Origin of the sequence: Nocardia sp. NPDC050175, from assembly GCF_044459885.1 — a bacterium.
GTDB lineage: Bacteria > Actinomycetota > Actinomycetes > Mycobacteriales > Mycobacteriaceae > Nocardia.
In genome coordinates, this window is sequence record NZ_JBITJI010000002.1 from 734909 (window position 1) to 752417 (window position 17509).

A 17509-nucleotide genomic window follows, 5' to 3' on the forward strand; every position below is an offset into this window, starting at 1 on the left:
TGGCGCTCGGCTGCGTCATGCGCAATGCGCGCTGGCACATGATTCGTTCGCTTCGCTCACTCATTGTCTGCTCCTACGCTGGAACTCAGCGGCTACCCTGCCATGAATACTGGTTAACTTTGCGAATTGTGGTTAACTTAGGTTCCATTGTCGGGCGCTGTCAACCAGCGGCGCCGCCGGAGAACGGAGAGGTGCATGGTCGCGGATCGCAGCGAGGTCGGCCTCGCTTCCGCGCGGCCGGACGCCGATACGCCGGCCTCGCGCAGTGATCCCGCAGGCGGTCGCGCGACGGGTGCGCCGGTGCGGCGTCGGCCCAAGGATCGCAAGGTGCAGATCATCCGGGCGGCCGCGCGCGCGTTCAGCGATCGCGGGTACTACCCGGTCGGCGTCGACGAGATCGCCGCCGAGGTCGGCATCTCCGGGCCCGCGCTGTACCGGCACTTCACGAACAAATACGCGTTGCTCGTCGCCGCCGCCGAAGAGGGCGCCAGACACCTGCTGAATGTCGCCCGCGCCGCGGACAACCCGCAGCTGGCACCGGCCGAGCGGCTGGACGCGCTGATCCGGGCGACCAGCGAACACACCATCGAGATCCGCCGCGAGGCCGGGCTGTACCGCTGGGAGCGGCGCTACCTGGAACGCGAAGATCGAGTCCGGATCAGGAAGATCTACGACGACCTGAACGGCACCCTCGCCGCACCCATCGCGCTGCTGCGACCCGACGCCCCGCCCGCCGATGTGGCGATGCTGGCCGCCGCCGTGCTCAGCGCGATCGCCAGCATCTCCGCGCACCGCAGCGCGCTGTCCGGTGCCAGGCTGCTGCCGCTGTTGCACGACATGGCGTGGGCGATCCTGCGCGCCGAGCTGCCGCCGGCGTCGCCGGAACCCGATCCGGGACCCGTCACGCGCGGCCTGCCGGTGTCGTCGAAACGCGAACAGCTGCTCACCGAGGCGATCCGGATCTTCGGCAGGCAGGGCTATCACGAGGCCAGCATCGAGGAGATCGGCGCGGCCGTCGGCATCAACGCCTCAAGCGTGTACCGCTACTTCGCCAGCAAGTCCGACCTGCTCGCCGCCGCGTTCTACCGGACCGGCGATCGGGTCGCCCTCGCGATCACCGAGGCGCTGGCCGAGGCGACCAGCCGCGAGGACGCGGTGCGCCGCATCGCCGAGCGTCAGGCCCGGCTCACCTTCGCGATGCCCGAGATCATGCCGGTCTATTACGCCGAATTCAGCAACCTGCCGCCGGCCGAACAACACAAGCTGCGCGCCATTCAACGCCAGAACGTCCTCGAATGGGCCAATCTGCTGGACGGCGATCCCGTCGAGGCGCGTTTCCGCGTGCACGCGGCCATCGGCCAGGTAATCGATGTCGGCCGACTCATCCGATTCGATTCCCGCCCACCACAATTGGCCCGGGTCACCGCCCTCATGCAAGCCGTCCTACTCGGCAACAAGGCCTAACCGCGCACGCCTTCTGATGTCCCGCACCGGAAATCGCATGCGATTCCAGGTGCCGGAAATCAAGAAGCGTGCGTCAGGTGCTACGACCGTGCCGGATGCGGAAGATGGTCTTGGCCAACCGTAAATGGCGTGGGTGCCGGTCGAACGTGGACAGATTGACCGGTGCCTTGTAGCGCTTGCGGGCGATGGCCAAGGTGTGGCTGAACTCGCGCAGTCCCTGATCGCCGTGACTGTGGCCCTGACCGTATTCGCCGACGCCGCCGAAGGGCAGCGCGGGGATACCCGCGTAGGCGGTCGAGGAATTGATGGTGACCACCCCGACCCGCAGGTGCTCGGCGAAGGTCTCGATCTCGTGCACGTCCCTGGTGAACACCGAGACCGCGACGTCGTGGCCCACCGCGTTGATGCGTTGCGCGGCCTCTTCCATGCTGGCCACCTTGTTCACGACCAGGACCGGCCCGATGCCCTCGCCGGTGATCGCCAGACTCTCCTCGGGCACCTCGGCAAGCACCACCGGTTCGATGTACGGCTCGCGAATCGAATCCATGCCGCCGACCACGGCACGGCCGCCGCGGGCCAGCGCGTCGCGAATCTGCTTGCGCACCACCTCGACCTGCGATTCCAGGATCATCGGGCCGTAGGACGCGCGCTTGTCGGCGCCGGGCCGCAGCTTGCCGGCCTGCGCGACCACGAGCTCCAGGAACGGTTCATAGACCGACTCCGCGACGTAGGCCCGCTGGATCCCGGTGGCGTTCTGCCCGGCATTGGCCATCGCCCCGAACACCGCGGCCTCGGCGGCGTCGTCGAGCTTCGCGTCGACGTGCACGACCATGCTGCCCTTGCCGCTGCGCTCCACGACCACCGGCGTCATCGTCTGCGTACACAGCGCGATCACCTCGCGCGCGCCGGAATCCGAACCGGCATAGGCGATCTTGTCCACCTTGGCCCGGCACAGCGCGTTGCCGGTCGCGTGATCGCCGGTAACCACCTGCAGCACCGGCTGATTCGGCGCCAGCCTGGTCCAGCTGTCGGCCAGCCAGACGCCGACACCGGTGGTCAGCTCGTGCGGTTTGAACACCACCGTGTTGCCCGCGGCCATCGCGTAGGCGATCGACCCCATCGGCGTGAACACCGGGTTGTTCCACGGACCGAGCACCCCGATCACGCCGAGCGGCAGGTAGCCGACCGAGGCGCGCTGGTTGCGGGTCAGCCAGGTGGAGCCGAGCTTGTGCCTGCCGAGCGCGCGCGCCGCGTTGCGGGCGGCCCAGTCGAGGTTCTCGACCGCGAGCATCACCTCGATTACCGCGTCCGCCTCCGGTTTTCCGGTTTCCTCGGACAGGATCTCGGCCAATTCTCCTGCGCGACGGGCGATATCGCGCTTCCAGTCGAGCAGCCAGCGCTTGCGGCCGCTGAATCCCAGCTCGGCCCACCATTTTTCGGCCGCGCGGGCGGCGCGCACCGTTCGATTGATTTCGCCCGCGCCCATCACGGCGTAGTTGCCGACGGTCTCGCCGGTGCGCGGGTCATAGGACGTCAGCACGTTCGATCGGCCCGATCCTCCGGGCTGCGCCGCCACTTGTGGCTGCGCGGACTCGGCCATGATCACCTCTCGCAGTATCGAAATCGGCGTACGGGCCACTTGCGAGGCGGCCGCCGCGGACGAGTGAGTGTTCCCCCAATTAGCAGACTATGGTCGCCGCGACGGGCCGACAAGGCTCGTTCGCCGCCACCACGCTGCCCTTGACACGGTCCACCAGCGCCGATTCGCGTCGCGCCGGACCGATATCGGCGGGTGTGAGTAAGGACACATTTAGTCTGCGCTCCTGTTGGGTACTGCGCGGGCGGCCCGGCGCGAAGGCTGCATGCCGGTAACATCACGCCAAGCGCTACGGATCTCCTAGGGGGACGTATACGCGCGCGCTCCGGCGACCAAGAGTCGCCGCAATTGCCGATAGTGGAGAGTTGATGCCGAGCTTGAACCAAGCAGATCTGCATGCCAGTGAGCCAGCGGTCCGGGTGACGGACGTGCGGAAGTCGTTCGGCGATGTGCATGCACTGCAGGGGGTCAGCTTCGTTGCCGACCGCGCCTCCGTCCTCGGCATTCTCGGGCCGAACGGTGCGGGCAAGACGACGATGGTGAAGATCCTGTCCACGCTGCTTCGCCCCGACTCCGGCACCGCCGTGGTCGCCGGGCACGACGTGCTGAAGGACGCGGCAGGGGTGCGCCGGTCGATCATGATGACCGGCCAGTACGCCGCGCTCGACGAGAACCTCTCCGGCCGGGAGAACCTGGAACTGTTCGGCCGCCTGATGGGCCTGACCAAGTCCGCCGCGCGCAAGCGGGCCGACACCCTGCTCGAGGAATTCGACCTGGTGAGCGCGGGCCGCCGGGCCGTGCGGCACTACTCCGGCGGCATGCGTCGCCGGGTCGACATCGCCTGCGGTCTGGTGGTGCGGCCGGAGGTGGTGTTCCTCGACGAGCCGACCACCGGCCTGGATCCGCGCAGCCGCCAAGGCGTCTGGGATCTGGTGAACGCGCTGAAGGCCCAGGGCATCACGGTCCTGCTCACCACGCAGTACCTCGAGGAAGCCGACGTACTCAGCGACAACATCATCGTCATCGACAAGGGCACGGTGATCGCCGAGGGCACCGCCGACGAGCTCAAGGAGAAGACCGGCGGCAGCTACTGCGAGGTGGTCCCGCTGGACCCGAAGCAGCTGCGCCCGACCGCCACCGCGCTCGGCGACCTGGTGCCCGCCGCGGTGCTCGCCGGCCTCAACGGCGGTGACCGGCTCTCGATTCCGGCGCCGGAGGGTGCCGCCACGCTGACCGAGGCGCTGCGCAGGCTCGACTCCGCTGGCATCCAACTGGCCGACATCGCGTTGCGCAGGCCCTCGCTCGACGACGTCTTCCTCTCCATCACCGGGCATTCGGGCGGCGCAGCGTGACAACCGCTACCGCACCCGACCGGGCCGCCGACGCGGCCGCGTTGTTCGCGGATCTACCCGAGGCCCGGCTGTCCTCGTTCGCGCAGTGGCGCGCACTGTCCGGCCGCATCGTCTGGACCATGGCCACCAAGGGCGAGTTGATCGTCGCGGTGGTGACGCCGCTGGTGTTCACTCTCGGGTTCTATCTGCCGCTGCGCTTCGTGATGAAGTTCCAGGGCATCGACTACGCCCAGTACGTCATGCCGATCATCGTGTTGCAGACGATGGCCTTCACCATGATGTCGAACGCGCAGTTGGCCGCGTTCGAGGCGTTGACCGGGTTGAGTACCCGAATGCAGACGATGCCGATCGGCATGCTGGTTCCGCTGTCCGCGCGGATCGGGGCCGGGTTGATTCGGTCGATCACCTCGCTGACCGCCGCGGTGCTCTTCGGCTACATGATCGGTTTCCGGTTCGTCGCCGGATTTGGTCAAGCGGCGTTGTTCTGCTTGTTCTCCTTGGCGGTCGGCACCACGCTCGCGCTCGGTGCCGATGCGCTCGGCAGTCTGACCAAGAGTCCGGAATCGCTGAGCCAGGCGCTGACTTTGCCCACGTTGATCTTCGGCATGCTGTCGTGCGGATTCGTCCCGGAACGCAGCTTCCCGACGTGGATCCAAGGTTTCGTGCGCAACCAGCCGGTCTCCCAGTTCTCCTTCGCGCTGCGTGACATGGCCTCGGGCGGAGTGAGCTGGCAAGTGTTGTGGGTGCCGCTGGTCTGGGTGATCGGGCTCGCGCTCGTCTTCATCCCGCTGGCGATCTGGGCGAGCGTGAGGCGGTCATGAGTTCTGTGGAGGCACCCATCGCGCCGATCGAAGACACCGAAAAGATCTCGTGGAACACGCTGTTGCCCGAGGTGACGGCGAAAACCGAGAACTCGCTGAGCAACTGGGTCACGCACAGCCTGATCCAGTGCAAGCGACTGCTGCTGGTCTGGGCCCGCGATCCCGCGACCACGATCCAGACGCTGGTGTACCCGGCGCTCACCCTGTTGATGTTCAAGATCGTGCTCGGCAAGTCGATCACCAACTACACCGGTGTGCCGAGCATCTACGCCCAGATGGCCTTGCTCACGCTGGTCGCCGCGATGTCGGGTGCGGTCGTGAGCGCGCTCGGCTTCAAGGGCGAGAAGATGACCGGCCTGCTCGGCCGCTTCTGGACCATGCCGATCCACCGAGCGGCGGGCTTGACCGGACGGCTACTGGCCGAGGCCGTTCGCGTCCTGGTCACCACCCTGTTCGTCGTCGGCGTCGGGGTGCTGCTCGGCTTCCGGTTCAACCAGGGACCGCTCGCCGGCATCGCACTGATCGGGATCCCGGTGCTGTTCGGCGTCGCCTTCGCGGTGCTCGTCACGGCGCTGGCCACCATCACCGAGGGGGTGATGCTGGTGAACATCATCGGCATCATCAACACATTGCTGATGTTCTTCAACACTGGCTTCGCACCGGCCATCGCATACCCGACGTGGCTGCAGTCGACGATCCAGAATCAGCCGATGAGCTGTGCGATCGACGCGATGCGCGGACTGTCCTATGGCGGACCGGTCGCGGAGCCGCTGATGAAGACCGTGCTGTGGACGCTCGGCCTGATCGTGGTGTTCGCCTACCCGGCCGTGCGCGGCTATCGACGGGCGGCGGAGACCGGCGCCTGATCGAAGTCATAGTCCAGCCAGCGATTGCGGTGGGTCCAGCCGACCAGGTCGTAGCGCCAGCGGAACGGCCAGGTGTGCGCGACGGTATTGAACAGGACGGCGCCGAGGGCGGTGTAGTCGTCGTGCGCGGACAGTAGGGCGCGCTGTCCGCGCGGGGAGGCGCTGAAGAAGGCGTCGAACATGGCGATCGACTGGTCGGTGGTCAGGCGGCCCATGCCCCATAGGCCGCGCATCCGCATCCAGTACACCAATCGGGCTGGGTGCGGCCACAGTTCGGCGACGGGGTCGCGGCCCTGCTGCAGCGCGGTGATCGCGGTGTCCACCAGGGCGAGTGAGTCGGCGACGCTGTAGCCGGTGCAGGGGTGCATCATGCCGCCGCGGGAGCCGAACGGAACCGCCTGGGCGACGCCCTTTTTCGGCGGCGGCTGATCGAGCGGATAGTGCGCGGCCTCGGTCGGCTCGTCGCCGGTCAGTCGAATGCCGTGCGCGGCAAGGCGATTCAACGTACGTTTGCGCAGCTCGTGCTGTGGCATGCCGCCGCGCAGGCCGAGGCTGGTCTCCTCGAAGATCACGGTGCCGTCGCCGAGCGGTACGGAGTAGAGGAACGAGGGTGGCTCGTCGGGGCCCGCGCCGTTCTCCGGGCGCCAATCCAGCAGCAGCCCTTCGCCGTCCTGGACCATGGGCGCGGCCGTCTCGGCGGCGACGAAGATGCCGTGCGCGCTGGCGGCCCGGCGTCGGCCCAGGGTGGGCAGGCCGCGGGTGTCGAACACCGCGGCAGCGGTGATCGTCGTGCCGTCGGCGAGTTCGACGACGTGCGCGTCGACCCGGGTGGCGCGGCCGGTGTGCACGGTGGCGTCGTCGAGCGGGAGTGCCTCGCGCAAGCCGGTTTTCGACAGCACGCAGTAGGGGCGATCGATGCGGTGTTCGGTCTTGGCCCACACGGTCGGCTGCGGAATCGTGCTCGCGATCGCGCTCGACGGCAGCCAGTTCGGCAGCTCATCGACCCAGCAGGAGTAGGTGGGCGGCCAGAGCCGATCCGGTCGCGGGTCGACGGCGGCCACGCTGAGTCCGGCTCGCATCGCGCGATGCGCCAGCGCCCGGCCGGTCGGACCGAGCCCGACCACGCACACGTCGACATCTCGGACCGCGCTGACACCCATGAGGGCATTCAATCCGCTGCGGCGGGGGCGACGCAACTACCCCGGCACATCGGGCCCCCGGAAATCGGGTCTCCCGGCAAAGCAAACATAGTGAAAGCACGCATTCCGATAATCGCGCACATTCGTGCCCCCAGAATTGGTGGCCCTGCAACTTCAGTGATGAAAAGGTGCTGTTTCTCCCCGTAGTCTTGGCGCCGTACGCGGGTGGTTTCGCGTTCTGGAGAAGGGGAATCATGAGAGGCAGCAACCGCGGCTGGCTAAGTGTGCTCGCAGTCACAGTCGGTGCAGCTGTTATAGCAATTATGCCTGCACCGGCGCACGGGGCGCCTGCTGAGTCGTCGATTGTTTCGGTGCAAGAGCACGATGCGCGAAAGCTCACGTTGACAATTCATTCCGCCGCGATGGATCGCGATATCCAGGTGGAGACGCAACGCGCGGCCGACACCAGTGTGCCCCGGCCGGTGCTCTACCTGCTGCAGGGCGCGAGCGGCGGCGAGGACGGCGTCACCTGGGCGACGGAAACCGATGCGATGCAGTTCCTTTCGACGAAGAACGTGCATGTGGTCTCGCCGATCGGTGGCATGTTCAGCTACTACGCGGACTGGGTCAACGACGATCCGCGGCTGGGCCGCCAGAAGTGGAAAACCTTTCTGACTCGCGAATTGCCGCCGCTCATGGACAAATACTTCGCGACCAACGGCCGCAACGCCATCGCGGGCTTCTCGATGGCAGGCACCACCACCCTCGCCCTCGCCGCCACCGGCGGCGCGCTGTACTCCAGCGTCGCCGCCTACAGCGGCTGCGCGCAGATCAGCGACCCGGTCGGCCAGGAGTTCGTCCGGCTCACCGTGGAGACCTGGGGCTGGGCGCACCTGGACAACATGTACGGCGCGGCCAACGATCCGCGCTGGGCCGCCAACGATCCGTACGTGCAGGCCGAGGGGTTGCGAGGCAAGTCCATCTACATTTCCAGCGGCGGCGGGCTGCCCGGAAAGTACGACGAATTGAACGGCAAGTATTCGCTGCCCGGCGTCGACGGTTACGCGGCTCAGATCATCAAGGGCGGCGTCATCGAAGCGGGCACGAATTACTGCTCACGAAATATGCAAACTCGCCTGAATAGTCTCGGCATTCCGGCGACATATGACATTCACCCGGACGGCACCCATTCTTGGGGATATTGGGAAGACGCGTTGAAGAACTCGTGGCCTGCGCTGTCTGCTCCGTTGGGAATTTAACGATGTGGATTCGGAAACAGGCCGCGAGAATCGCCGGCCTGACCCTCGCTGCCGCCTGCGCGGCCGTATTGCACGCACCCGCCGCGGCCGCCGCCCCGCCGATCCCGGCCTTCGCGGGCGCCAACGACATGGCCTGCCACCCCTCGGCCGAGCGCCCACAGCCGGTGTTGCTCGTGCACGGTTCCGGCACCGACGCACCCAACAGTTTCGCCCTGCTCGCGCCGCTGCTGCGGGCCGAAGGCTACTGCGTTTTCGCGGCGGACCTGGGCCCGACGCCCGGCCTGCGTGAGGTGGTGAGCGGCCAAGCCGGTTCCGGCACAATGGGTATCGGCCCGGTCGGCGCGGCGATGCTCGGCCGCACCATCTACGGCGTCGGCGACATCGATCGCATGGCCACCGAGCTCAACGAGGTCGTGCAGACCGTGCAGCGCGCCACCGGCGCCCGCCAGATCGCGCTCGTCGGGCACTCCACCGGGGGCAACGTCATCCGCCAATACCTGCGCGCGCAGGGCGCGGCCGCGGTGACCCAGGTGGTCACCCTCGGCACCCCGTATCGGGGCTCCACCTGGGGCGGGCTCCGCACGAACTACCCGGATCTCGCCTCGCTCGGCCTGGACAACGCGGAGATCGCGGCCCAGGTCTTCGGAACTCCGGGCCAGCAGCAGGTGGTTGGGTCACCGCTGCTGAACCGGCTGAACGCGGGAGGCGAGACCGTGCCCGGTGTCCGGTACACGGCCCTCGCCTCCCGCGCCGACGAAATCATCACCCCGCAGGAGACCGCGCTGCTCGCCGCGCCCACCGGCGACGATCGCAATATCTGGCTGCAGGACGGCTGCCCGGCCGATATCGCGAATCACAGTGGCCTGCTGGGGGATACGCGGGCCGCCGCGATAGTGCTCAGCGCACTGGCGAACGACAACCGCGCCCTGCCCTGCTGACGAACTAGGCCGGGGTGACCCAGGTGGTGATGTCGGCGTGCACGACCTCGAGGCCGTGCTTGTCGTAGACCGAGACCGGCACGATCAGGTTCTGGCCCGCGGTGATCGTCGTGAAGTCGGGGATCTGGTCCAGCTTCGCGACGGCCCGCAGGCTGGTCTCCGCCTTGGCCAGGTACTGCACGTTCATCGCCTTCGGGATCCAGCGATGGGTGCTCGGCACGGTCGCCTCGCTCAGCATGCCCATCGCCACCTCGGCCAGGTTGCACGCGGCGATGGCGTGATAGGTGCCGAGGTGGTTGTGGATGCCGAACCACTTCGGCGAGGTCACCTCGCACAGCCCCGGCTCGAGGCGGACGACGCTCGGCAGCACCGTGCCGAAATACGGCACCCTGGCCACCATGCCCAGCGAGAACAGGGTGTGGCCGAGCCGGTTGTCCGGCAGCTTCTTCCAGCTGCGGAGAGTCGCAGTCTCTTTCGTCATGCGCTCATCTTACTGCTGAGTAAGTTGGGTCTGTCGAGTGTGCCCCAACTCACTGGGGGCGCGGTACTGTCGTCGCCGTCATGCCGATGACCTGGGCGGAGCCGCTCGCGGGGGCCGGATTTGAAGTAGCAGACCGCGTCGGGCATACTGTTCGGGTTGCCTTGTACCAGTGCCGTGCCTGTTTCCGTGTGAGACGGGATGGCTAGGCGAGGCGAGTACCAACAATCGTGTACCTCATCGGGTCAACCGATGTGGGTACGTCCGGGAACACGGTTCCAGGCCTGAGATGAAGTTTTATCCGGGGCCGAGGAATGAGCGGCTGTGTCAATGCTGGTCGGAGACCAGAACGACACGCCCGACCGCGTGGACCGGAGAACCATGACAGATGAACAGCGGCGAGGGTTAGGCATGCGTGCCTGATCGCGGTCTCACGTGAGACGTCTTCGTGTGTTCGGGCTGTGCAAATTGAGGGTGGTACGGAAGCCAGCTTCCGGATCACGAAGGTATAAGCGGAGAAAAGGACACTTAGCGTGGCGGGACAGAAGATCCGCATCAGGCTCAAGGCCTACGACCACGAGGCGATCGACGCGTCAGCGCGCAAGATCGTTGAGACGGTGACCCGCACTGGGGCCCGCGTCGTCGGCCCGGTGCCGTTGCCGACCGAGAAGAACGTGTACTGCGTCATCCGTTCGCCGCACAAGTACAAGGACTCGCGCGAGCACTTCGAGATGCGTACGCACAAGCGGCTTATCGACATCCTCGACCCGACGCCGAAGACGGTCGACGCGCTCATGCGCATCGACCTGCCGGCCAGCGTCGACGTCAACATTCAGTGACGGGGACTGGAGATATGACTGACAACAAGAACAGGCCCGCGGCAGGCATCCTTGGCACCAAGCTCGGGATGACCCAGGTGTTCGACGAGAAGAATCGCGTCGTCCCCGTGACCGTCATCAAGGCCGGACCGAACGTAATCACCCAGATCCGCACCGTGGAACGCGACGGCTACAGCGCCGTTCAGGTTGCCTTCGGCGCCATCGACCCGCGCAAGGTGAACAAGCCGGTCTCCGGCCAGTTCGCCAAGGCCGGCGTCACCCCGCGTCGCCACGTTGCCGAGATCCGCGTCGCCGACGCGTCCACCTTCGAGGTCGGCCAGGAGATCAACGCCGACGTCTTCGAAGAGGGCGCCTACGTCGATGTGACGGGTACCAGCAAGGGCAAGGGCTTCGCCGGCACCATGAAGCGTCACGGCTTCGCCGGTCAGGGCGCCTCGCACGGTGCGCAGGCTGTGCACCGTCGTCCCGGCTCCATCGGTGGCTGCGCCACCCCCGGCCGCGTGTTCAAGGGCATGCGCATGTCGGGCCGCATGGGCAACGACCGCGTCACCACGCAGAACCTCTCGGTTCACAAGGTTGACGCCGAAAACGGCCTGCTGCTGATCAAGGGAGCGATCCCGGGTCGCCGCGGCAACGTCGTGATCGTCAAGAGCGCAGTGAAGGGTGGTGCGCACGCATGACCAGCCTGGAGAAGAAGGCCAACCTGACCCTGCCGGTCAAGGAACTGGGCGGCAAGACCAATGGCACCGTCGAACTCCCCTCGGAGATCTTCGACGTGACCGCGAACATCTCGCTGATGCACCAGGTGGTCATCGCGCAGCTGGCCGCGGCCCGCCAGGGCACGCACTCCACCAAGACCCGCGGTGAAGTCCGCGGTGGTGGCAAGAAGCCGTACCGGCAGAAGGGCACCGGCCGCGCCCGTCAGGGCTCGACCCGCGCGCCGCAGTTCACCGGTGGTGGCGTCGTGCACGGCCCGCAGCCGCGCGACTACAGCCAGCGCACCCCCAAGAAGATGATCCGCGCCGCACTGCGTGGAGCACTTTCGGACCGGGCGCGTAACGAGCGCATCCACGTGATCACCGAACTTGTTGCCGGGCAGGACCCGTCGACCAAGTTGGCCAAGAGCTTCCTCGCGGAGATCTCGGACCGCAAGAAGTTCCTCCTCGTCCTCGGACGTGAGGACATCGCGGCCTGGAAGAGCGTGCAGAACCTCGAGTTCGTGCACCCGATCGCACCGGACCAGCTCAATACCTATGACGTGCTGGAAAGCGACGAGGTCGTGTTCAGCGTGGAGGCACTCAACGCCTTCGTGCACGGCCCCGCCGAGGCTGCACAGGAGGAGAGCAAGTGACCACCATCGCCGACCCCCGCGACATCCTGCTGGCGCCGGTCATCTCGGAGAAGTCCTACGGACTGATCGAGGAAGGCACCTACACCTTCATCGTGCACCCGGACTCCAACAAGACGCAGATCAAGATCGCCGTCGAGAAGGTCTTCGGTGTCACGGTTACCAGCGTCAACACCGCCAACCGTCAGGGCAAGCGCAAGCGGACCCGCTTCGGTTACGGCAAGCGCAAGAACACCAAGCGCGCGCTCGTGACCATCTCGGCCGACAGCAAGCCCATCGAGATCTTCGGAGGCCCGGTCGCGTAAGCGCCTGGGACTCCAGAAAGAAGAGAAGAACTCATGGCAATTCGTAAGTACAAGCCGACAACCCCCGGTCGCCGCGGGTCGTCCGTTTCGGACTTCGCTGAGATCACTCGGACGACGCCCGAGAAGTCGCTGGTCCGCCCGCTGCACAGCAAGGGTGGTCGTAATGCGCATGGTCGCATCACCACTCGGCACCGCGGTGGCGGCCACAAGCGGGCCTACCGTCTGATCGACTTCCGTCGACTGGACAAGGACGGCATCCCGGCCAAGGTCGCGCACATCGAGTACGACCCGAACCGCACCGCGAACATCGCGCTGCTCCACTTCGTGGACGGCGAGAAGCGATACATCATCGCGCCCAAGGGCATCGCGCAGGGCACCCCGATCGAGTCCGGCCCCACGGCCGACATCAAGCCGGGTAACAACCTGCCGCTGCGCAACATCCCGACCGGTACCACCATCCATGCGGTGGAGCTGCGTCCGGGCGGCGGCGCGAAGATGGCTCGTTCGGCCGGATCCAGCATCCAGCTGCTCGGTAAGGAAGGCACCTACGCCACGCTGCGTATGCCGTCCGGTGAAATCCGTCGCGTCGACGTGCGCTGCCGCGCCACCGTCGGCGAGGTCGGCAACGCCGAGCAGTCGAACATCAACTGGGGCAAGGCCGGCCGTATGCGCTGGAAGGGCCGTCGCCCCACCGTCCGTGGTGTCGTGATGAACCCGGTCGACCACCCGCACGGTGGTGGTGAAGGTAAGACCTCCGGTGGTCGCCACCCGGTCTCGCCGTGGGGACAGCCGGAAGGCCGTACCCGCAAGCCCAACCGCCCGAGCGACAAGCTCATCGTCCGCCGCCGCAAGTCCGGCAAGAACAAGCGCTGAAGGAGGAGGTAAGAAATGCCACGCAGCCTCAAGAAAGGCCCGTTCGTCGACGACCACCTCCTCGCGAAGGTGGACGTGCAGAACGAGAAGGGCACGAAGCAGGTCATCAAGACCTGGTCGCGTCGTTCGACCATCATCCCCGATTTCATCGGCCACACCTTCGCCGTCCACGACGGTCGCAAGCACGTGCCGGTGTTCGTCTCGGACAACATGGTCGGGCACAAGCTCGGTGAGTTCGCGCCGACCAGGACGTTCCGAAGCCACATCAAGGACGACCGGAAGAGCAAGCGGCGATGACGACTGAGACGCAGAACCCGACCGCACGCGCAACGGCCAAGCACGTTCGCGTGACCCCGATGAAGGCTCGTCGTGTCGTGGACCTGGTCCGCGGCAAGCGAGTCGAGGACGCACTGGCGATCCTCCGGTTCGCGCCGCAAGCCGCGAGCGAGCCGGTTGCCAAGGTCGTGGCCAGCGCCGCGGCGAACGCCGAGAACAACCTCGGCCTGAACCCGGCCACCCTGGTCATCTCGACGGCCTACGTCGACGAGGGCGCGACCATGAAGCGGTTCCAGCCGCGTGCCCAGGGTCGTGCGTTCCGCATTCGCAAGCGCACCAGCCACATCACCATCGAGGTCGAGAGCATCCCCACCGCCGGTGGAGCAACTCGCAACCGCCGGAAGGGAGGGGCAAAGTAAATGGGACAGAAAATCAATCCCCATGGCTTCCGCCTCGGTATCACCACCGACTGGAAGTCGCGTTGGTACGCGGACAAGCAGTACGCGGACTACGTCAAGGAAGATGTCGCCATCCGTAAGCTCCTCGCCACCGGCATGGAGCGGGCGGGCATCTCCAAGGTGGAGATCGAGCGGACGCGGGATCGCGTCCGGGTCGATATCCACACCGCTCGTCCTGGCATCGTCATCGGTCGCCGTGGCGCCGAAGCCGATCGCATCCGGGCCGAGCTGGAGAAGCTCACCAAGAAGCAGGTGCAGCTGAACATCCTCGAGGTCAAGAACCCCGAATCGGATGCGCAGCTCGTTGCTCAGGCCGTGGCCGAGCAGCTGTCCAACCGCGTGGCGTTCCGTCGTGCGATGCGTAAGGCCATCCAGTCGGCCATGCGTTCGCCGAATGTCAAGGGCATCCGCGTGCAGTGCTCGGGCCGCCTCGGTGGCGCCGAAATGTCGCGCTCGGAGTTCTACCGCGAGGGTCGCGTCCCGCTGCACACGCTGCGTGCCGACATCGACTACGGCCTCTACGAGGCCAAGACCACCTTCGGTCGCATCGGCGTGAAGGTCTGGATCTACAAGGGCGACATCGTCGGTGGCAAGCGTGAGCTCGCCGCCGCCAGCGCTCCGGCAGGCGATCGTGATCGTCCGCGCCGCGAGCGTCCGTCTCGCCCGCGTCGGTCCGGCTCCGCCGGTACCACGGCGACCAGCACCGAGGCCGGGCGCGCCGCCACCGCGGTGGTGGACGCTCCGGCAGAGACACAGGAGGGCTGACGCAATGCTGATGCCTCGTAAGGTCAAGCACCGCAAGCAGCACCACCCCGGTCGTTCCGGCATGGCCAAGGGCGGCACCTCGGTGGCGTTCGGCGAGTACGGGATCCAGGCGCTGGAGCCGGCTTACGTGACCAACCGGCAGATCGAGTCGGCACGTATCGCGATGACCCGCCACATCAAGCGTGGCGGCAAGATCTGGATCAACATCTACCCGGATCGCCCGCTCACCAAGAAGCCTGCCGAAACCCGCATGGGTTCCGGTAAGGGTTCGCCCGAGTGGTGGATCGCGAACGTCAAGCCCGGCCGCGTGATGTTCGAGATGAGTTACCCCAGTGAGGAGATCGCTCGCGAGGCCCTGCGCCGCGCGATGCACAAGCTCCCGATGAAGTGCAGGATCGTGACCAGGGAGGAGCAGTTCTGATGGCTACCGAAACACCGGCCGCAGAGCTCCGCGAGCTCACCGAAGAAGAGTTGGTGCAGAAGCTGCGCGACTCCAAGGAAGAGCTGTTCAACCTGCGCTTCCAGATGGCGACGGGTCAGCTGGACAACAACCGTCGGCTGCGCGTGGTTCGTCACGAGATCGCGCGCATCTACACGGTCATGCGCGAGCGCGAGCTCGGTCTGGCCTCCGGACCCGCTGACAAGGGAGATGCGGCATGAGCGAACAGAAAGAAGAGCAGCGCGCCAGCCGCAAGGTTCGGGTCGGTTACGTTGTCTCGGACAAGATGACCAAGACGATTGTCGTCGAGCTGGAAGACCGTAACCGGCACAAGCTCTACGGCAAGATCATTCGCACCACCTCCAAGGTGAAGGCGCATGACGAGAACGAGATCGCCGGCATCGGCGACCGCGTCCAGCTGATGGAGACCCGACCGCTGTCGGCGACCAAGCGCTGGCGTCTGGTCGAGGTGCTGGAGAAGGCCAAGTAAGCCTTTCCGGTCTGAAAGTCGAAGGCCCGCTTCCTGTTTGGAGGCGGGCCTTCGCCGTTTCCGGGGCTGACCTGAATTCCACGTGATTTCCACGTGGTCCACGTGATATCCTGTGGCATGGCCAAAAGGAATCTGACGCTTCAGTTGGATGAAGAGGTGATCACCTCCACCAAGGTGATTGCGGTACAGCGGGGTACGTCGGTCAGCGCGATGGTGGCGCAGTATCTGCGCGAGATCGCTCAAGATGCTGAGCGCTACGAGTATGCGAAACAACAGGCCCTCGAGTTGATGGCGAATGCCGAAGGGCATGGCGGTCACATCAACTGGAGTCGGGAGGATCTGTACGACCGAGGGGAGCGGAGGCACGCGTGACCGAAGTTGAGCGCACCTTTATCGATACCAACGTCCTCGTCTATGCGCACGATATCGAAGCGGGCCACCGCCACCGCATCGCGCAGGACGTTCTCGCGGATCTGTGGTCTCGCGGCGCCGGACTGCTCAGCACACAGGTGCTTCAGGAGTTCTACAACACCGCAACTCGCAAGTTGACGCCGCGGATGAGCCCCTCGAAGGCCCGACGCGTTATCGCGATTTACAGCGAATGGTGTACCCGCGACACGGACCCCTTGATCATCATGAATGCCTCATTCCTCGCTGAACAACACACAGTGTCCTGGTGGGATGCGTTGATCATCGAGGCAGCGTCCCAGTCCGGTGCGAAATATCTACTGTCGGAAGACCTTCAGCACGGGCGCGACTTCCTCGGGCTCGAGGTCCGGAACCCCTTCCTCGAACGAGCGGAGTAATCGGACACCCACAGTCCCTCCTTGTAGTGTCGTATTGACGGCGAAACTGCGTCGATGCGCCTGGCCTCGGTAGCAGCGTCGGCCGATGCGGAGGTGGGATTGTTGGTGCAGCCATATGATCGGGCGCTGTTGCGGAAGCATCTGCTGCAGACCCGGATAGCGGGGGATGTCGCGACGCCACGGGAGGGGAACCTGGCGCACTACCGCAGGATGGTGGCGAAAGATCCTGGGTACCAGTTCGGTTTGGTGCTGAAGGATTGGACGTTCGACCAGACGCTCGACATGATGGCGCGGCTGTGCGGAGTCAACCCCGATCCGCGGCATCGGCAAGGAGCCGACACCATCGGCGTGGATCTGACCATCGCGGCGCTCGATGAGATGGGTGCCAGGATCGGGCGTGCGGCGCGCGATCAGGAGACGGTGCTGCTGGCGACCGGTCACCCGGGACCGCTGATGGGTGTGTATCGAGCTGTCGAGGATGCGCTGCATGCCGCGGGCTGCACCGTACTGACGCCGGCGGCCGGATGGTCGTACCAGGTCATCACCGTGAACGGATCGCGGGTCCGCGAAATCGTCTACACCTCAGGCGTTGCCGCGCTCAGTACCGGCGGCCGGCTGCAGCACACCCACGACCCGAACCCGATGCAGGCCATGCTGCAGGAACTGCGCGACAGCCCCGAACCCCGCGCCTGGCCCGACCTCGTCATCGCCGACCACGGCTGGGCCGGGACCGCGGGCGAAGCAGGCATCGACACCGTCGGCTTCGCCGACTCCAACGACCCCGCCCTCTTCGCAGGCCACGCCGAAGGCAAGATCGCCGTCACCGTCCCCCTCGACGACGGCGTCTTCCCCGAGTACTACGAGCCCATGACCGACTACCTACTCGACCGTGCCGGGCTCACGGACTGAACCGTTCCCGTGCCCACGCCCGGTAGTCAACAGCCGCAATCCCTTTCGGGATCTGCACCCTTTCTGGGCGTCGAATGGGGACAGTTC

The 17509-nt window shown here is 66.1% G+C and carries 23 protein-coding genes; 20 read left to right on the forward strand and 3 right to left on the reverse strand.

Annotated features, from left to right (window positions below):
• Window positions 1-195: 195 nt before the first annotated feature.
• Window positions 196-1464, forward strand: coding sequence for a TetR/AcrR family transcriptional regulator (locus ACIBK2_RS08840; RefSeq protein ID WP_396965175.1), 1269 nt, complete (start codon window positions 196-198; stop codon window positions 1462-1464).
• Between the two features lie 73 nt (window positions 1465-1537).
• Here the strand turns inward: ACIBK2_RS08840 and ACIBK2_RS08845 are convergent, their stop codons facing one another.
• Window positions 1538-3064: an aldehyde dehydrogenase family protein gene (locus ACIBK2_RS08845; protein ID WP_396965889.1), complete on the reverse strand. Its 1527-nt coding sequence runs from the start codon at window positions 3062-3064 to the stop codon at window positions 1538-1540.
• A gap of 365 nt (window positions 3065-3429) precedes the next feature.
• On the opposite strand from ACIBK2_RS08845, the gene ACIBK2_RS08850 reads away from it, so the two are divergent.
• From ACIBK2_RS08850 to ACIBK2_RS08860, 3 genes are read left to right on the forward strand one after another with little or no spacing between them, the layout of a single operon-like run.
• Window positions 3430-4413 carry an ATP-binding cassette domain-containing protein gene (locus tag ACIBK2_RS08850; protein ID WP_357386103.1) on the forward strand — a complete coding sequence of 328 codons (984 nt, stop codon included), beginning with the start codon at window positions 3430-3432 and terminating at the stop codon, window positions 4411-4413.
• Window positions 4410-5234, forward strand: coding sequence for an ABC transporter permease (locus tag ACIBK2_RS08855; RefSeq protein WP_396965178.1), 825 nt, complete (start codon window positions 4410-4412; stop codon window positions 5232-5234). The genes ACIBK2_RS08850 and ACIBK2_RS08855 overlap by 4 nt, the downstream gene beginning before the upstream one ends.
• Entirely contained in the window at window positions 5231-6100 is an 870-nt protein-coding gene (locus tag ACIBK2_RS08860; RefSeq protein WP_396965180.1) for an ABC transporter permease, read from the forward strand. Before ACIBK2_RS08855 ends, ACIBK2_RS08860 begins: the two co-directional genes overlap by 4 nt.
• Here the strand turns inward: ACIBK2_RS08860 and ACIBK2_RS08865 are convergent.
• Window positions 6070-7260 (reverse strand): lycopene cyclase family protein, encoded by a 1191-nt coding sequence (locus tag ACIBK2_RS08865; RefSeq protein ID WP_396965182.1) that lies wholly within the window; start codon window positions 7258-7260, stop codon window positions 6070-6072. The genes ACIBK2_RS08860 and ACIBK2_RS08865 overlap by 31 nt on opposite strands.
• A gap of 233 nt (window positions 7261-7493) precedes the next feature.
• Between ACIBK2_RS08865 and ACIBK2_RS08870 the strand changes: the two genes are divergently transcribed.
• Window positions 7494-8498: an alpha/beta hydrolase gene (locus ACIBK2_RS08870; protein ID WP_396965184.1), complete on the forward strand. Its 1005-nt coding sequence runs from the start codon at window positions 7494-7496 to the stop codon at window positions 8496-8498.
• A 2-nt stretch (window positions 8499-8500) separates the two neighbouring features.
• Window positions 8501-9436 (forward strand): esterase/lipase family protein, encoded by a 936-nt coding sequence (locus ACIBK2_RS08875; protein WP_396965186.1) that lies wholly within the window; start codon window positions 8501-8503, stop codon window positions 9434-9436.
• Between the two features lie 4 nt (window positions 9437-9440).
• Here the strand turns inward: ACIBK2_RS08875 and ACIBK2_RS08880 are convergent, their stop codons facing one another.
• On the reverse strand, window positions 9441-9917 hold the full coding sequence (locus ACIBK2_RS08880) for a hotdog fold domain-containing protein (protein WP_357386111.1): 477 nt from the start codon (window positions 9915-9917) through the stop codon (window positions 9441-9443).
• Window positions 9918-10447: 530 nt separating this feature from the next.
• Between ACIBK2_RS08880 and rpsJ the strand changes: the two genes are divergently transcribed.
• From rpsJ to ACIBK2_RS08950, 14 genes are all read left to right on the forward strand, one after another.
• Window positions 10448-10753 (forward strand): 30S ribosomal protein S10, encoded by a 306-nt coding sequence (rpsJ, locus tag ACIBK2_RS08885; protein WP_003938093.1) that lies wholly within the window; start codon window positions 10448-10450, stop codon window positions 10751-10753.
• 14 nt (window positions 10754-10767) lie between these two features.
• Window positions 10768-11433: a 50S ribosomal protein L3 gene (gene rplC, locus ACIBK2_RS08890; protein ID WP_150404057.1), complete on the forward strand. Its 666-nt coding sequence runs from the start codon at window positions 10768-10770 to the stop codon at window positions 11431-11433.
• Window positions 11430-12104, forward strand: a complete 675-nt coding sequence (gene rplD, locus ACIBK2_RS08895) for a 50S ribosomal protein L4 (RefSeq protein ID WP_396965189.1) — start codon at window positions 11430-11432, stop codon at window positions 12102-12104. Before rplC ends, rplD begins: the two co-directional genes overlap by 4 nt.
• The gene (gene rplW / locus ACIBK2_RS08900; RefSeq protein ID WP_040731336.1) at window positions 12101-12406 is read left to right on the forward strand and encodes a 50S ribosomal protein L23; all 306 of its coding nucleotides are present in this window, start codon (window positions 12101-12103) and stop codon (window positions 12404-12406) included. The genes rplD and rplW overlap by 4 nt, the downstream gene beginning before the upstream one ends.
• Window positions 12407-12439: 33 nt before the next feature.
• A complete protein-coding gene (rplB, locus tag ACIBK2_RS08905) occupies window positions 12440-13279 on the forward strand; it encodes a 50S ribosomal protein L2 (protein ID WP_396965192.1) in 840 nt (279 codons plus the stop codon).
• Window positions 13280-13294: 15 nt separating this feature from the next.
• Window positions 13295-13576, forward strand: a complete 282-nt coding sequence (rpsS, locus tag ACIBK2_RS08910; RefSeq protein WP_357386117.1) for a 30S ribosomal protein S19 — start codon at window positions 13295-13297, stop codon at window positions 13574-13576.
• Entirely contained in the window at window positions 13573-13974 is a 402-nt protein-coding gene (rplV, locus tag ACIBK2_RS08915; protein ID WP_357386119.1) for a 50S ribosomal protein L22, read from the forward strand. Before rpsS ends, rplV begins: the two co-directional genes overlap by 4 nt.
• A complete protein-coding gene (gene rpsC / locus ACIBK2_RS08920) occupies window positions 13975-14778 on the forward strand; it encodes a 30S ribosomal protein S3 (RefSeq protein WP_040731339.1) in 804 nt (267 codons plus the stop codon). It abuts the gene before it with no gap.
• Window positions 14779-14782: 4 nt separating this feature from the next.
• Complete coding sequence (gene rplP / locus ACIBK2_RS08925; protein ID WP_357386121.1) at window positions 14783-15199, forward strand: 50S ribosomal protein L16; 417 nt, start codon at window positions 14783-14785, stop codon at window positions 15197-15199.
• Window positions 15199-15438, forward strand: a complete 240-nt coding sequence (gene rpmC, locus ACIBK2_RS08930) for a 50S ribosomal protein L29 (RefSeq protein WP_039822417.1) — start codon at window positions 15199-15201, stop codon at window positions 15436-15438. Before rplP ends, rpmC begins: the two co-directional genes overlap by 1 nt.
• On the forward strand, window positions 15435-15707 hold the full coding sequence (rpsQ, locus tag ACIBK2_RS08935) for a 30S ribosomal protein S17 (protein ID WP_364736281.1): 273 nt from the start codon (window positions 15435-15437) through the stop codon (window positions 15705-15707). The genes rpmC and rpsQ overlap by 4 nt, the downstream gene beginning before the upstream one ends.
• Before the next feature lie 117 nt (window positions 15708-15824).
• Window positions 15825-16079, forward strand: a complete 255-nt coding sequence (locus tag ACIBK2_RS08940; RefSeq protein WP_396965197.1) for a DUF6364 family protein — start codon at window positions 15825-15827, stop codon at window positions 16077-16079.
• Window positions 16076-16513 carry a PIN domain-containing protein gene (locus ACIBK2_RS08945; RefSeq protein WP_396965199.1) on the forward strand — a complete coding sequence of 146 codons (438 nt, stop codon included), beginning with the start codon at window positions 16076-16078 and terminating at the stop codon, window positions 16511-16513. Before ACIBK2_RS08940 ends, ACIBK2_RS08945 begins: the two co-directional genes overlap by 4 nt.
• 105 nt (window positions 16514-16618) lie before the next feature.
• A complete protein-coding gene (locus ACIBK2_RS08950) occupies window positions 16619-17422 on the forward strand; it encodes a phosphatase (RefSeq protein WP_396965891.1) in 804 nt (267 codons plus the stop codon).
• The last annotated feature ends 87 nt before the right edge of the window (window positions 17423-17509 follow it).

Coding starts and splice junctions, on each gene's coding strand:
- ACIBK2_RS08840 (WP_396965175.1), top strand. CDS start 196: ATGGTCGCGGATCGCAGCGAGGTCGGCCTCGCTTCCGCGCGGCCGGAC.
- ACIBK2_RS08845 (WP_396965889.1), bottom strand. CDS start 3,064: ATGGCCGAGTCCGCGCAGCCACAAGTGGCGGCGCAGCCCGGAGGATCG.
- ACIBK2_RS08850 (WP_357386103.1), top strand. CDS start 3,430: ATGCCGAGCTTGAACCAAGCAGATCTGCATGCCAGTGAGCCAGCGGTC.
- ACIBK2_RS08860 (WP_396965180.1), top strand. CDS start 5,231: ATGAGTTCTGTGGAGGCACCCATCGCGCCGATCGAAGACACCGAAAAG.
- ACIBK2_RS08865 (WP_396965182.1), bottom strand. CDS start 7,260: ATGGGTGTCAGCGCGGTCCGAGATGTCGACGTGTGCGTGGTCGGGCTC.
- ACIBK2_RS08870 (WP_396965184.1), top strand. CDS start 7,494: ATGAGAGGCAGCAACCGCGGCTGGCTAAGTGTGCTCGCAGTCACAGTC.
- ACIBK2_RS08875 (WP_396965186.1), top strand. CDS start 8,501: ATGTGGATTCGGAAACAGGCCGCGAGAATCGCCGGCCTGACCCTCGCT.
- ACIBK2_RS08880 (WP_357386111.1), bottom strand. CDS start 9,917: ATGACGAAAGAGACTGCGACTCTCCGCAGCTGGAAGAAGCTGCCGGAC.
- rplC (WP_150404057.1), top strand. CDS start 10,768: ATGACTGACAACAAGAACAGGCCCGCGGCAGGCATCCTTGGCACCAAG.
- rplD (WP_396965189.1), top strand. CDS start 11,430: ATGACCAGCCTGGAGAAGAAGGCCAACCTGACCCTGCCGGTCAAGGAA.
- rplB (WP_396965192.1), top strand. CDS start 12,440: ATGGCAATTCGTAAGTACAAGCCGACAACCCCCGGTCGCCGCGGGTCG.
- rpsS (WP_357386117.1), top strand. CDS start 13,295: ATGCCACGCAGCCTCAAGAAAGGCCCGTTCGTCGACGACCACCTCCTC.
- rplV (WP_357386119.1), top strand. CDS start 13,573: ATGACGACTGAGACGCAGAACCCGACCGCACGCGCAACGGCCAAGCAC.
- rpsC (WP_040731339.1), top strand. CDS start 13,975: ATGGGACAGAAAATCAATCCCCATGGCTTCCGCCTCGGTATCACCACC.
- rplP (WP_357386121.1), top strand. CDS start 14,783: ATGCTGATGCCTCGTAAGGTCAAGCACCGCAAGCAGCACCACCCCGGT.
- rpmC (WP_039822417.1), top strand. CDS start 15,199: ATGGCTACCGAAACACCGGCCGCAGAGCTCCGCGAGCTCACCGAAGAA.
- rpsQ (WP_364736281.1), top strand. CDS start 15,435: ATGAGCGAACAGAAAGAAGAGCAGCGCGCCAGCCGCAAGGTTCGGGTC.
- ACIBK2_RS08940 (WP_396965197.1), top strand. CDS start 15,825: ATGGCCAAAAGGAATCTGACGCTTCAGTTGGATGAAGAGGTGATCACC.